The sequence below is a fragment of the Iamia sp. SCSIO 61187 genome (genome assembly GCF_019443745.1).
Lineage (GTDB): Bacteria > Actinomycetota > Acidimicrobiia > Acidimicrobiales > Iamiaceae > Iamia.
Genome location: NZ_CP050948.1, coordinates 4,972,640 through 4,986,069, shown reverse-complemented (window position 1 = coordinate 4,986,069; position 13,430 = coordinate 4,972,640). Strand labels below are relative to the sequence as shown.

Below are 13,430 nucleotides of genomic sequence, written 5' to 3'. Positions count from 1 at the left end.
CGAGGAGGAGACCGATGGCCGCGACGACGCAGGATCGGGCCGGGGCCAAGGCCGAGTTCGACGCCTTCCTGGCCGCCTGCCCCAGCCGCCAGCTGCTGGGTCGGCTCTCCGACAAGTGGGTCGCCCTAGTGCTGGCCGCCCTCGGCGACACGCTGCGCCAGCCCGGGTGCGACGAGCCGGCGGACGCCCGGCCCATGCGCTACTCCGAGCTGTCCCGCCGCCTGGTGGGGGTCAGCCAGAAGATGCTCACCCAGACGCTGCGGGCGCTCGAGCGCGACGGGCTGATCACCCGCACGGTGACGCCCACCGTGCCCGTCACGGTGACCTACGAGCTCACGGACCTGGGCCGGTCCCTCCACGGCGTGATGATCGGGCTCAAGGACTGGGCCGAGGTCCACATGGGCGAGGTGCTCGCCAACCGCGACCGCTACGACGCCGCCGCCTCCTGACCCCGCCGGGCCGCCGGGGCGGGCAGGAGGCAGAGCTCGTTGCCGTCGGGATCGGTCAGGCCGACCCCGCCGGCGGGCCGGTGGCCGATGTCGGCCGGCGTCGCGCCGAGGGCGACCAAGCGGTCCACCTCGGCCCGCTGGTCCGTGCCGTCGGTCGGGGCGATGTCGAGGCGGAGGCGGTTCCGGCCGACCTTCGGTGGCAGCGGCAGACCGCCCCAGGTGATGAGCGGCCCGGTGCCGTCCGGGTCCCGGATCGCCGTCTCCTCGTCCTGGTCCCACACCAGCGGCCACCCCAGCGCCGCGCTCCAGAAGAGCCCGACCGCACGGGTGCCGTCGCACGACAGCGCGCCGAGCCGATCGCACCCGGCCAGGAAGGAGTTCCCCGGCTCGATCAGGCAGAGCTCGTTGCCCTCGGGGTCCGCCAGCACGACGTGCTCCTCGTCGGGCCGCTGGCCGATGTCGATCGGCCGCGCCCCGAGCGCCACGAGCTGCGCCACGGAGTCGCGCTGGTCGTCGAGCGACGACGTCGTCAGGTCGAGGTGGATGCGGCTCTTGCCCACCTTGGGCTCCGCCACCCGCCGGAACACGATCCCGAACCGGGTGCCGTCGGTGGGCACGAGACCGACCTCGTCGTCGGTCGCGGCCCCGACCTCCCACCGCAGCGCGGCGGCCCAGACGCGCGCCAGGCGGAGGGGGTCCTGGGCGTCGACCGAGAGGGCGACCAGCCGCGCCGCGGTGCCGTCACCCGTCGACCGATCGCTCCCTGGCACCTCGCCACCGTGCCACGGCACGAGGCGTGCGACTCCGCCGTTTCCCGTCGCGTCGTGGGGATGTCAGCTCCTCGTCAGGGCGTCACCGGCACCGGCGGTCGGTGGTGCTCTCGGGGCCGCTCACCGGCGGCGGGTGAAGCCGAGCTGCTCGAGGGCGGTCGGCGACAGCCGCTCGGGTGTCCACGCCGGTTCCCACACGAGCGCCATGCGCACGTCCGCGTCCGGCACCGCCGCCCGCACGGCGGCCTCGGCCTCCGCGGGGAGCTGCTCGGACACCGGGCAGCCAGGCGTGGTGAGGGTCATGTCGACCTCGATGACGTCGCCGTCGATGCGCACGTCGTAGACGAGCCCGAGCGAGACGACGTCGAGCCCGAGCTCCGGGTCCCACACGTCGCCCAGGGCGGCGAGCACCTGCTCGCGCCGCGCTGCGTCCTCCCCGTCGGTGGACGGAAGGGTGATCATCGGTGGCCCGCCTCCTCCATGCGGGCGAACAGCGCCGCGGCGGTGGCGTCGTCGAGGCTGGCGTCGAGCACGGGCAGCAGCACCTCCTCCTCCTTGCGGAAGTGGAGCTGGAGGATCGCCGACAGCCCGACGAGCTGGTGGGTCACGTCGCGGCCGAGCTCGGCGTCGGGCCACCGCTGCTCGACACGCGAGACGGCGTCGGCGAGCTGGTCGATGCGGGCCACGATCTCCTCGTGGTCGGCGCGCATGGTCGCGGTGGCGCCGGGAGCGGACATCGCCTCCTCGACGGCGGGGTAGAGGACGGCCTCCTCGGCGGCGGCGTGGGGCACGAGGTGCCCGCGCAGGAAGTCGACGATCTCGGCGAGGGTGGCGACGGCCACGTCGCGGCCCCACCCGGCAGCCTCGTCGGCGGCGGCGTCGAGGGCGAGCAGGTGCGGCATCAGGTCGCGGTGCTCGGCCCGCAGCGGTGCGGTCGGTCGTTGGTCGCTCATGCGGTCCTCCCGGAGGGGATGAGGTCGGTCCGTGCCGTCGCGTCCGCGGCGACGGCGCGGTGGGTCCGTGCCACCCGACGGGGGCCGGCGGCGAGGTTCACGGTGGCGAGCGCCCCGGTCAGGGACAGGAGCACGCCGCCGCCGGCGACAACCGCCGGGGAGGCGGCGAGGATGCCGCCGAGGGCGGCCGCGAAGCCGAGGGTCGCGGTGGCGAGGGTGGTGCGGGCGACCCCGTGGTGGAACAGGTCGCCGAACAGGAGGGGGCGGCCGGCCGGTCCGGTGGTGACGCCGCGGGCGCGGAGAGCCGAGTAGCCGATGAAGGGGACGATCTTGTGGGCGTGGCCCACCACCGCGAGCCCGAGCCAGCCGACCAGGGCGGCGACCTCGGCGGCCACCAGGCGGGAGCGCGCCGCGGGGTCGACGTCGGCGAGGGCGGCCGCGGCGGCGAGGACGACGGCTGCGACGAGGAACCCGGCCGAGATGAGCAGGAACCCGTGGAGCAGCTCGAGGGGCCGTCGACGGTGACGGACGGCGCCGGCGAGGGAGGCCAGGTGGCAGCCGAGCCCGGCAGCGACGGCGACCCCGCCGGGCCAGGCCAGGGCGGGGACGGCGACCAGGAGGCCGGTGGCCACCAGGGGCGTGCCGGCGGCGATCAGGCCCACCGCCCACGCACCCGCACGGGCCCGAGGACGGTGGGCGAGCAGGAACATCGGCCAGAGCTTCTCGGCCACCGCCACGTAGGTGAGACCGAGCCAGCCGATCAGCCCCAGGTGGGCGTGGGCCAGCACCCGGTGCGGGAGCAGCGGGAACCACCCGGTCTGGCGGTCGAAGGCGTAGACGACCCCGAAGGCGACGGTGACGACGAGGAACCCGACCGACAGCCGCAACCCGGCGACCGGCACGCCCCCCTCCCGGGCCGCGAGCGGCCCCGACAGGTTCCACGCCGCCAGCGCCACGGTGACCGCCCCGATCACCCCACCGGCGGCGACGAGCGCCTCGGGCCCGTGGGCGAACCCCGACGGGAGCAGCCACGCCGTGGCGACCATCCCACCGAGGGTCAGCCGGGCGGCGAGGACCGAGCGCAGCGGCCGGCGGCCGACCACCGGGGCGAACTGGTGGACGGCGCCGAGCACGGCGGTGGTGAGGAAGGCCAGCATCCCCACGTGCACGGCCGACACCGCCCCCGGGTGCGTCGGCGTCTCGACGAGCCGATCCGCGGCGAACCACACCGCCAGCCCGAACGCCCACAGGCCGCCACCGGCGGCGGCGAGGAACCCGAGCGGCACCGACGCCGGCGGCACCGTTCCCGGCCCGCCCGGCAGGAACGGTGCGCTCGGGGCCGGTGCCCCCCTCCGCTCGTCCCCGACCACCACTGGATCGCTCCCTCATGTTCTTCTAGTGTCAGATAGAAGAATAACACCGACGATCACGGTGCTCCACATGGCCAGGAGGTCACCCATGCCCACGCCCGACGGGCCCCCCGCCACCATGCGCCCCGCCCGGGTCGTCGACGCCCGCCCGACGCTGGCCGCCGGAGGCGAACCCTTCGCCGAGATCATGGACGCCGCGGGCCAGGTCGGCGTGGGCGAGGCGCTCGTCGTCTTCGCACCGTTCGAGCCGGTCCCGCTCGAGGGGGTGCTCGGCGAGATGGGCTTCACCTTCGCCGCCGACCCGATCGACGACGGTGACTGGCGCGTCACCTTCGTCCGGCACTGAACCGGAGGCCTGATGTGTGACCACTGCGGATGCCGGGAGTTCCCGCCGATCGCCGAGCTGACCGCCGACCACGAGAGGATCCTCCACCTGGCGTGGGCGCTCGCCGAAGCCCCGCGAGCGGGCGCCGAGCCGGACGAGACCGTGCGCCGCGACCTGCTCGAGCTCCTCGACCGCCACGTCGCCAAGGAGGAGACCGGGCTCTACCCCGAGCTCACCGCCATCGGCGCCGTCGCCTCCGCCGCCGTGGACGACCTCGAGGCGGAGCACGACGACATCCGCCGCTCACTCACCGAGGGCACCTTCGACCGGCGCGACTACTACGCCCTCGCCGCCCACATCGAGGACGAGGAGATGGAGCTCTTCCCGGCCGCCATGCTCGGCTTCGACGACGAGGAGTGGGAGGCGACCCGCATCGCCCACCGGACGGTCGACACCGGACCGGCCACCGTCGCCCCGTGACGGCCGCGCCGGGCGCCACGCCGGGCCGCGACACTGGTGGGTCGATGCCGGAGCGACCGACGAGCCGAGAGCGGGCCACGCCCGCGTCGGGCGCCCGGGGTGCGGCCGACCGGGTCCGGCTGTCCCACGCCCAGACGCGCACCACGATGCGCGTCGCCCTGGCCTTCATCGTGGCCGCGGCGCTGGCCGGTGCGGCCGGCACGGCCCGGTGGCTGCCGCTGCACCTGTTCCTGGCCGGGGCGATGATGCTCGCCATCAGCGGGGTGTCGCTCATGCTGACCGTCACCTGGTCGGCGGCGCCCGCCCCCCCGGACCGGTGGGCGACAGCCCAGCGCACGCTGCTCGCCGCCGGGGCGGCGGGGGTCGCCGTCGGCCGCCACGCCGAGCTCGGTGATGCGGTGGTCGGCGTGGCCGCCGTCGCCTACCTCGGCGGTCTCGCCCTGCTCGCCGGGCTGCTGGCCGTCACCGCCCGGCGCGGGGTGGAGCGGCGCTTCGACCCGGCCGTCGCGGCCTACCTCACCGCCCTCGCCTTCGGGACCGTCGGGGTCGGGCTCGGCGCCTGGATGGCCGTCGTCACGCAGTCGGTCTGGATGCGACCGGCGCACGTGACGATCAACGTGCTGGGCCTCGTCGGCCTCGTCGCCGGCGGCACGCTGCCGTACTTCGCGTCCACCGTCGGTCGCTCGAAGATGGCGCCCCACGCCAGCCGACGCCGGCTCTTCGTCTCCGTGGTCGGCCAGGCCACGACGCTGGTGGTCGCCGTCGTGGCCCTGGCCGCCGACGCGCCCGTGCTCGCCGGGATCGCCTTCGGTGGCTACGCCCTCGGCATCCTCGCCGTGCTCGAGTCGCTGCCCCGCCCCACACGCCGCCAGCTCCAGTGGGCCGGGCCCCGCGTCCTCGCCCTGTGGGCCGGCGGGCTCTGGTGGGCGGTCGCGGTGGCGGCGACGGCGCTCGATGCCGCCGCCGACCGGGTCGTGCTCGGCGACCGCTGGCTCGTCGTGCTCGTCGTCGCCGGCTACGCCCAGATCCTGTGGGGGTCGCTCGCCTACCTGCTGCCCATGCTGCGCGGCGGCGGCCACCAACGCCTCAGCGAGGGGTTCGCCTCGACCCGGTCGTGGCTCGGCCTGGGGGCCGCCAACGTCGCCGGGCTCAGCGCCGCCACCGACCAGCCCGTCGCCGTCACCGCCACGGTCGTCGCCGTGTGGGTGCTCGACAGCGCCTGGCGCGCCGCTCGGGTGGGCACCGCCCGCGCTGATCGCCCCGGCGAGGCGCCCGCGCCCCGCTGATCCGCTCGGGGCGACCGGCCGGTCACCTCCTGACCGTGTTCTGTCAATCCTCATGTGCGCCCACGCCCCATGGGGATTGACAGAAGCGGGGGCGCCGCGCCGGCCGTGCCTCCAGGCCACTCGGCTGGCGCCTCGCCGGCCGTGCCTCCAGGCCACTCGGCTGGCGCCTCGCCGGCCGTGCCTCCAGGCCACTCGGCTGGCGCCTCGCCGGCGCCGGACGGCCGCCCGTCGGGGGTCGAATCGCCCACGGATCGCCAGCCGACGACCACCCCTCCGGGCCACTCCGCCGGCCGCCTCTTCCCCCGCTTGACAGAACGATACGTGCAGGAGGGGGGCTTGCCGCAAACGCGGTCTACCCCTGATGATCGGCGGGTCGTCGCCACCCCTCGGCCCCGCCGCCGGGCCGGCCGGGGGAGACGGCGCCAGGGGGTCTGCTTCGGCGCGCCCCGGCGACGACGCCGCCCACATCCAACGAGAGGATGATCATTGGAACCCACCACCCCCGCCATCGAGGTCGAGGGCCTCGGGAAGACCTACGGCGAGATCGAGGCCGTCCGCGACGTCTCGTTCACCGTCGCCGCCGGCGAGGTCTTCGGCTTCCTCGGCCCCAACGGCGCCGGCAAGAGCACGACGATCAACGTGCTCTGCACGCTGGCCCGGCCCACGTCCGGCACCGCCCGGGTCAGCGGGTTCGACGTCGTGCGCCAGCGCGACGACGTCCGGCGCCACATCGGCCTGGTCTTCCAGGATCCGACGCTCGACGGCCAGCTCACCGCCACCCAGAACCTGCGCCTGCACGCCGAGCTCTACGGCATCGACCGTGACGCGGTCCCGGGCCGGATCGACCAGATGCTCGAGATGGTCGACCTCGTCGACCGGCGCGACCAGCCGGTGATGACCTTCTCGGGCGGGATGAAGCGCCGCCTCGAGATCGCCCGGGGGCTCATGCACTCGCCCCGGGTGCTGTTCCTCGACGAGCCGACCATCGGCCTCGACCCCCAGACCCGCAGCGCGGTCTGGCAGTACATCCGAGCGCTGCAGGCGAGCGAGGGGATGACCATCTTCATGACCACCCACTACATGGACGAGGCCGAGTACTGCGACCGCATCGCCATCATGGACCGCGGCGAGATCGTGGTCCTCGACACCCCCGAGGCGCTCAAGGCGGGCGTGGGGGCCGACCGGGTCGTGGTCGGCACCGCGGACGACGAGGCCGCCCTGGCGGCGCTGCGCGACCGGTTCGGGATCGAGGCCACGACGGCGGAGGGGGCGGTGACGTTCCACGTCGCCGCGGGGGAGGCCTTCGTCCCCCGCCTCTTCGCCGAGCTCGGCGTCGAGATCACCTCGGTCACGGTGGCCCGCCCGACCCTCGACGACGTCTTCATGCGCTACACGGGCGCCACGCTCCGGGACGCCGAGAGCTCACCGGACCGACGACCGAGCGCCATGCAGGTGTTCGCCAAGGCGGCCCGATGAGCGCGGCCGTGGTCGACGTCGTCGCCGTCCGGGTGCCCGAGCGCACCTGGCGGTCCGAGGGTCGGGTCGTGAAGGCGGTGTGGTGGCGCGAGATGATCCGCTTCGCCGACGACCGGGTGCGGATCGTGACCGCGCTGATCCAGCCCCTGCTGTTCCTGTTCGTCCTCGCCCCCGGGCTCGAGACGCTGTCGGAGGCGTCGACCGGTGGCGTCGAGCTCACCACGTTCATGTTCCCCGGCGTCGTCTGCATGGCGATCTGGTTCAGCGCCATGATCAGCGCCGCCTCGCTGGTCATGGACCGCGAGCTCGGGTTCATGCGGGAGATGATGGTGGCGCCGGTCCGGCGCTCGTCGCTCCTCCTGGGCAAGGTCCTGGGGGGCGTGACGACGGCGACGGTCCAGGGTGTCGTCCTGCTGGCCCTCGCCGGCCTGGCCGGCGTGCCCTACGACCCGGTGCTGCTCGTCGGCCTCCTCGGCCTGCAGATCCTCATCGCCTTCGCCGTCACCTCGCTCGGGGTCATGGTGGCCACCACCGTCACCCGGGCGCCGACGTTCAACAGCGTGATGCAGGCGATGCTCTTCCCGCTCATCTTCCTGTCGGGGGCGATGTACCCCGTGGCGGGCCTGCCGAGCTGGCTGGGCGTGCTCAACCGGCTCAACCCGCTCACCTACGCCGTGGACCCCGTCCGCCGGCTGGTGTTCGACCGCCTCGACATCTCCGCGGCGGCGAGCGACCGGCTCGCACCCGGGGTCACGTGGTGGGGCTGGACCGTGCCCCCGCTCCTGGAGGTGGCCATCGTGCTGGTCCTGGGGGTGGCCATGTTGGCCGTCGCCATCGCCAAGTTCAGCCGGACCGAGTGAGCGGGCGGGGAGCGGGGGGTGTCACAGCCGAGGGCCGGCCGGTGTCTCCATGGCGTCCACGACACAAGGAGCGCACCATGCCCGGCACCCCCCGCATCCCCCCGACCGAGATCACCGGCCCGTACGGGTACCTGGTGAAGCGGTTCAGCAAGAAGATGCTCGGCGACGTCCCCGAGAGCCTCGGCGTCATGTGGCACAACCGAGCGGTGCTGAACGCGTCCATGACCTTCGGCCGCAAGACCCGGGCGTGGGACCAGCTCGACCCCCACCTCAGGTCCTTCGCCCACATGGCGGCGGCGGCGTTCATCGGCTGCTCGGCCTGCCTCGACTTCGGCTACTTCCAGGCCCACGACGAGGGCCTCGACCTGGCCAAGGCGAGCCAGGTGCCGCGCTGGCGCGAGTCGGCCGTGTTCACCTCGCTCGAGCGCGACGTGATGGAGTACGCCGAGGCCATGAGCCAGACGCCCGTGGCGGTCACCGACGAGCTGTCGGAGCGCCTGCTCGAGCAGCTCGGCGCCCCGGCCCTGCTCGAGCTGAACGCCATCGTCGGCTTCGCCAACCTGACGGCGCGGGGCAACATCGCCCTCGGCATCACCTCGGAGGGGTTCTCCGACGTGTGCGCCATCCCGTTGGCGGAGCCGTCGCGCGGGTACGCCCGAACGGCATGAGCGAGGAACCCTTCGCCCAGCACCGCGGGCTGCTGTTCACCGTCGCCTACGAGATGCTCGGCTCGGCGGCCGACGCCGAGGACGTCGTCCAGGAGACCTGGCTGCGGTGGGCCGACGTCGACCACGCCGCGGTGCGCGACCCCCGGGCCTACCTTGTCCGCATCGTGACCCGCCAGGGCCTGAACCGGCTGCGGTCGGTGGCCCGCCGGCGCGAGGAGTACGTCGGCGAGTGGCTGCCCGAGCCGCTGCTGACCACGCCGGACGTCGCCGCCGACGTGGAGCTGGCCGAGAGCGTCTCGATCGCCATGCTGACGGTGCTCGAGACCCTCGGCCCGGCCGAGCGCGCCGTGTTCGTCCTGCGCGAGGTGTTCGAGACGCCGTACGACGAGATCGCCGATGCGGTCGGCAAGACCCCCGCCGCCGTCCGCCAGATCGCCCACCGGGCGCGCGAGCATGTCGCCGCCCGCCGCCCCCGGGTGACGGTCAGCACGACCGAGCAGCAGGAGGTGGTCGACCGCTTCCTCGCCGCCGTCCGCGACGGTGACGTGCAGGCCCTGCTCGACGTCCTCGCCCCCGACGTCGTCGTGGTGGCCGACGGGGGTGGCGTGGTCGCCGCCGCCCGCCGCCCGATGGAGGGCGCCGCCTTCGTGGCCAGGGCCCTGTCGGGCCTGGCCCGCCTGGACGCCGTCGTCGACGCCACGCCCGCCTGGGTCAACGGGTCACCGGGCGGCCGGATCACCATCGGCGGCCAGCTCGACACCGCCGTCAGCCTCACGATCGAGGACGGGCGGATCACCCGCGTCTACGCCATCCGCAACCCGCACAAGCTGGCCGGCATGGCCGAGGAGGCGACCCTCACCCGCTCCTGACGGCCCCGCTGCCGCCAACCTTGGACGGGAACCGCAGCATGCTGCGGGGTTCCGTCCAACGTTGGGCGGGGGAGGGGCGTGTCAGCCCGGTTGCAGGCCGCGCAGGGCCTCCTCGAGGATCGGGCCGGCGGTCGTCGCTCCGCCCGCGCCGTCCTCGACGAACACGCTGACGGCGAGGTCGCCCTGCACGGCGATCATCCAGGCGTGGGTGCGGGGCGGCCGCTCCTCGCCGTACTCGGCGGTGCCGGTCTTGGCACCGACCTCGGCCCCGGGCACGTCGGCGAGGAACGTCGCACTGCCGTCGGTGACGACGGCACGCATCAGGCTCCGCAGCGCCTCCGCCTCCTCGGGCGTGATCGGCTCTGCCGGGGGCTCACCGGCGTCGGGGGCCCCGTCCGGGCCGGCCACGAGGGTCGGCGTCACAACCTCGCCCCGGGCGATCGTCGCCGCCACCGTGGCCATCGCCAGCGGCGACGCCAGCACCCGGCCCTGGCCGATCATCGACGCCGCGTGCTCCACCTGCTCGGCCTCGTCCGGCACCGACCCCGTGAACGACGGGACGCCGAGCACCGGATCCCGTCCCAGCCCCAGGGCCTCGGCGGCGGCGGCCAGGTCCGCCTGCGAGACCACGCCCTCCGAGCCGATGAGGGCGGTGTTGCACGAGCTGGCGATCGCCTGGCGGAGGCTGATCGCGCCGGTGCGGGAGGCCGGGTAGTCGTCGTAGTTCTTGAATGATCGGCCGCCCACGTCGATCGTCGCCGGGCAGTCCAGCTCGGCCTCGAGGTCGATGCCCGCTCGGAGCAGGGCGAGGGCGGTGACCACCTTGAACGTCGATCCCGGCGCGTACTGGCCCACGGTGGCGGTCGAGTAGCCCTCTCCGCCCGGCCCGCTCGCCGCCGCCAGCACCTCACCCGACGAGGGCCGGATCGCCACCACCGCACTGGCCGGGCCGACGTCGGCCAGGACGTCCTCGGCCACCGTCTGGGCCGGGACGTCCAAGGTCGTCGCCAGCGGCGTGCCGTCGACCCGCTCGCGCTGCACCAGGACCCGCCCGGTCGCGCCCTCGGCCCGGGCCACGACCTCGATGCCGGGCTGGCCCCGGAGCTGCTCCTCGTGGGCGAGCTGCAGACCCGACAGGCCGGTGGTGTCACCCGGGCGCAGCGCCCCGTCGGACTCCTCGATGAGCTCGGCGGTGGCGTCCCCGACCGTGCCCAGCAGCGGGCGGGCGAAGGCAGTGGTGGGGGCGAGCGGGATCTCGTCGCCCAGGGCGACGGCCCCCGGGATGGCGGCGACGGCGGCCTCGTCGAGCGGGAACGAGCCGTCGGTCCGCACGACGATCGCCTCGACGAAGGCGCGGGGACCGGCCGCGTCGACCCTGCCGCGGTAGCCCTCGGGATCGTCCAGGCCGACGAGCTGGGCCAGCGCCACCGCCGAGGTCGACGCCGTCGCCGGATCGACCGTCGCGCGGTCGATGCCGATCCGCCGCACCGGGCGCGCCGTCACGATGGGGACCCCGCCGGCGCCCAGGATCTCGCCCCGGGCCGGGCGGAGGTGGGCGACCTCGAGGCGCTCGCCGTCGGTCAGGCTCGGCTCGACGACCGACGGGTCCCAGTCGACCGCCCAGACGTCGTCCACCCGTCGGAGGTGGAGGTCGACGCCGTAGATCCACGGCTCGACGTCGGGCCCGAGGGACCAGCTGACGGCCAGCGACGCCCGGGCGGTGTCGCCGTCGGCCTCGTCGACGGTGGTGACCTCGACCTCCGGTCGCAGGTCGCCCAGCTCGGCGGTGATGGCGTCGAGCTCCTCGGCCACCCCGGCGGCCGTGGCCGGGGCGACGAAGGCGATGCCGGCCACCTCGCCCGACGGGAGGCCGGCGGCGAAGGCCTCGGCGGTCGTGGACGGGTCCGACGGGTCGGGCTCGTCGGCTTCGTCGGACCCTCCGCTGCAGGCGGCGAGGACGAGGACGAGGGCGGCGCCGACGGCGACCCGGGCTCGGTGCGGTCGGAGCGTGAGCATCGTCCGAGACAATCGACGGACCTCGCGGTTGTCAAATACCATATGGCTCCAACCGCATGTCGCATCTCGAATCATCGCTGGTCAGGAGGATGAGTGAACCTGCTCCGGGGGGCCCGGTTCTTCCTCGCCATCCACGAGGAGGGCCGCTTCGGCCTGGCCGCGACGCGCCTGGGCATCACCCAGCCGCCCCTGTCCCAGGGCCTGAAGCGGTTCGAGGCCGCCCTGGGCGTCTCGCTCCTGCAGCGAGGCCCGGGCGGCGTCTCCCTCACCCCCGCCGGGGCGTCGGTGCTGCCGCTCGTCCGCACGCTGCTCGCGGCCGAGGACGAGCTCCGGGCCGCGGCCGCCGCGCTCGCCGCGGCCTCGTCCGAGGTCCGGCTCGGCGTCCTGCCCGAGCTTCCCGACGGGGTGGTCGCCGGGCTGGCCGCCGTCGACGTCGCCGGCCCCGACACCGAGGTCCACCTCCAGACGGCCTCGTCGGCGGCCATCGTCGAGGAGGTCCAGCGGCACCGCCTCGACGTCGGCATCGTCGAGCACCCGGCGGTGCTGGGCGATCTCAGCGGCGGGGACGTCGTGCTGCTGCCGACCTGGCTGCTGGTGCCCGCCGGCGGCGCGGTCGACGGCCCGCTCCGGCGCCTCGTGACCCGCCCGCTGGCGGTGACCGCCCGGAGCGACGCGCCCGCAGCCCGCGACCTGCTGGCCGACACCCTGCTCCAGCACGGTGTCACCCACGGCACCGTCACCGTCGCCGACGATCGCGCCGCGCTCGCCCTCGTCGCGGGCGGCCGGGCCTGCGCCCTCACCGCCGACCCCGAGGCGGGCGCCCCGGCTGTCGCCCGCGTCCCCCTCGGCATCGAACCGTTGCCCCTGCGCCTCCGGGTGATCCACCGGGCGGGCGACACCGGTGCGGCCGAGGTGGCGGAGCGGATCGAGCGCCACCTGCGCGCCTCGGCGGAACCGTGAACCCGGCACCGCCGGCGGCGGTCGAGGACGAGGTGCGGGAGCGGTTCGCCTCGGCCGGGGTGCGCGGCGTCCTCCACGCCCGCCGGCTCGACCCCGACCGAGACGAGGTCGCCGTGGACGCCGACCGGCCCGTCGTGATGGCGTCGGTCTACAAGCTCCCGGTGCTGGCGGCCTTCGGGCGCGCCGTCGACGCGGGCGCGCTCGACCCGACGGCGCCCGTCACCCTCGACCCCGACGAGCGCACGCCGGGGGCCACCGGCATCGCCGCCATGGCCGACCCGGTCACGGCGTCGTGGCGCGACCTGGCCCGCTCGATGATCGCCGTGTCCGACAACGCCGCCGGCGACGCCCTGCTCGACGCCGTCGGCCTCGACGCCGTCCGTCGCACCCTGGGCGGGCTCGGGCTCACCGCCACCCGGATCGAGGGCGGGACCCGCGACGTGTACCGCATCCTCACCGACGACACCGGCGCCGGCGACGCCGCCTCGGCCATGGACCTGCTGCGGGACAACGACCACCTCACCCACTCCCGCGCCTTCGACCCGTTCCTCGCCAGCTCGACCACGGCGCGCGACATGACGGCCCTGCTCGCGGCCGTCTGGGCCGACGAGGCGGCCTCGCCCGAGCAGTGCGCCTTCATGCGCACGGTGCTGCACCAGCAGATCTGGCCGCACCGCCTCTCGTCCGGGTTCCCCTACGACGGCGTGCGGGTGGCCGGCAAGACCGGGACCCTGGGCCCCCTCCGCCACGAGGTCGGCGTCGTCCACCACCGCCACGAGACCCCCATCGCCGTGGCCGTCCTCACGGAGGCGGCGCGCGCCGATCCCAACCAGCCCCGGGTCGACGCCGCCATCGGCGCCGTCGCCGCCCTCGCGGTGGCGACCCTCCGCTGAACCGGGAGGGCCGGTGCCGCCGTCCTCGTTCTGGGCCAGGGATCGGCCACCCGTG

15 protein-coding genes are annotated in these 13,430 nt (G+C 75.0%); 10 read left to right on the top strand and 5 right to left on the bottom strand.

All coding sequences use genetic code 11. The features are described from left to right. Positions 1–14 precede the first annotated feature (14 nt). Positions 15–449, top strand: coding sequence for a helix-turn-helix domain-containing protein (locus tag HC251_RS24075; protein ID WP_219943157.1), 435 nt, complete (start codon positions 15–17; stop codon positions 447–449). Here HC251_RS24075 and HC251_RS24070 read toward each other — a convergent pair. From HC251_RS24070 to HC251_RS24055, 4 genes are all read right to left on the bottom strand, one after another. After that, entirely contained in the window at positions 428–1,219 is a 792-nt protein-coding gene (locus HC251_RS24070) for a VOC family protein (protein WP_219943156.1), read from the bottom strand. The two genes, HC251_RS24075 and HC251_RS24070, sit on opposite strands and share 22 nt — an antisense overlap. 120 nt (positions 1,220–1,339) lie before the next feature. Next, positions 1,340–1,681, bottom strand: a complete 342-nt coding sequence (locus tag HC251_RS24065; protein WP_219943155.1) for a metal-sulfur cluster assembly factor — start codon at positions 1,679–1,681, stop codon at positions 1,340–1,342. Continuing rightward, a complete protein-coding gene (locus HC251_RS24060; RefSeq protein ID WP_219943154.1) occupies positions 1,678–2,172 on the bottom strand; it encodes a hemerythrin domain-containing protein in 495 nt (164 codons plus the stop codon). The genes HC251_RS24065 and HC251_RS24060 overlap by 4 nt, the downstream gene beginning before the upstream one ends. Further along, positions 2,169–3,458, bottom strand: a complete 1,290-nt coding sequence (locus tag HC251_RS24055) for a hypothetical protein (RefSeq protein WP_219943153.1) — start codon at positions 3,456–3,458, stop codon at positions 2,169–2,171. The genes HC251_RS24060 and HC251_RS24055 overlap by 4 nt, the downstream gene beginning before the upstream one ends. 172 nt (positions 3,459–3,630) lie before the next feature. On the opposite strand from HC251_RS24055, the gene HC251_RS24050 reads away from it, so the two are divergent. The 7 genes from HC251_RS24050 (at position 3,631) to HC251_RS24020 (ending at position 9,506) form a co-directional block, all read left to right on the top strand. Then, positions 3,631–3,888, top strand: a complete 258-nt coding sequence (locus HC251_RS24050) for a DUF2249 domain-containing protein (protein ID WP_219943152.1) — start codon at positions 3,631–3,633, stop codon at positions 3,886–3,888. 12 nt (positions 3,889–3,900) lie between these two features. Then, positions 3,901–4,347 (top strand): hemerythrin domain-containing protein, encoded by a 447-nt coding sequence (locus HC251_RS24045; protein ID WP_219943151.1) that lies wholly within the window; start codon positions 3,901–3,903, stop codon positions 4,345–4,347. Further along, positions 4,344–5,633, top strand: a complete 1,290-nt coding sequence (locus HC251_RS24040; protein WP_219943150.1) for a hypothetical protein — start codon at positions 4,344–4,346, stop codon at positions 5,631–5,633. The genes HC251_RS24045 and HC251_RS24040 overlap by 4 nt, the downstream gene beginning before the upstream one ends. Before the next feature lie 486 nt (positions 5,634–6,119). Next, positions 6,120–7,109 (top strand): ATP-binding cassette domain-containing protein, encoded by a 990-nt coding sequence (locus HC251_RS24035; RefSeq protein ID WP_219943149.1) that lies wholly within the window; start codon positions 6,120–6,122, stop codon positions 7,107–7,109. After that, positions 7,106–7,969 (top strand): ABC transporter permease, encoded by an 864-nt coding sequence (locus tag HC251_RS24030; RefSeq protein WP_219943148.1) that lies wholly within the window; start codon positions 7,106–7,108, stop codon positions 7,967–7,969. The genes HC251_RS24035 and HC251_RS24030 overlap by 4 nt, the downstream gene beginning before the upstream one ends. Before the next feature lie 77 nt (positions 7,970–8,046). After that, positions 8,047–8,637: a carboxymuconolactone decarboxylase family protein gene (locus HC251_RS24025; RefSeq protein WP_219943147.1), complete on the top strand. Its 591-nt coding sequence runs from the start codon at positions 8,047–8,049 to the stop codon at positions 8,635–8,637. Continuing rightward, a complete protein-coding gene (locus HC251_RS24020; RefSeq protein WP_219943146.1) occupies positions 8,634–9,506 on the top strand; it encodes an RNA polymerase sigma-70 factor in 873 nt (290 codons plus the stop codon). The genes HC251_RS24025 and HC251_RS24020 overlap by 4 nt, the downstream gene beginning before the upstream one ends. A gap of 81 nt (positions 9,507–9,587) precedes the next feature. On the opposite strand, the gene HC251_RS24015 is transcribed toward HC251_RS24020, so the two are convergent. Beyond that, entirely contained in the window at positions 9,588–11,522 is a 1,935-nt protein-coding gene (locus HC251_RS24015; protein WP_219943145.1) for a penicillin-binding transpeptidase domain-containing protein, read from the bottom strand. A gap of 93 nt (positions 11,523–11,615) precedes the next feature. On the opposite strand from HC251_RS24015, the gene HC251_RS24010 reads away from it, so the two are divergent. Both HC251_RS24010 and HC251_RS24005 read left to right on the top strand, forming a co-directional pair. Next, a complete protein-coding gene (locus tag HC251_RS24010) occupies positions 11,616–12,482 on the top strand; it encodes a LysR family transcriptional regulator (protein ID WP_219943144.1) in 867 nt (288 codons plus the stop codon). Continuing rightward, the gene (locus HC251_RS24005) at positions 12,479–13,375 is read left to right on the top strand and encodes a serine hydrolase (RefSeq protein WP_219943143.1); all 897 of its coding nucleotides are present in this window, start codon (positions 12,479–12,481) and stop codon (positions 13,373–13,375) included. Before HC251_RS24010 ends, HC251_RS24005 begins: the two co-directional genes overlap by 4 nt. Positions 13,376–13,430: the final 55 nt, after the last annotated feature.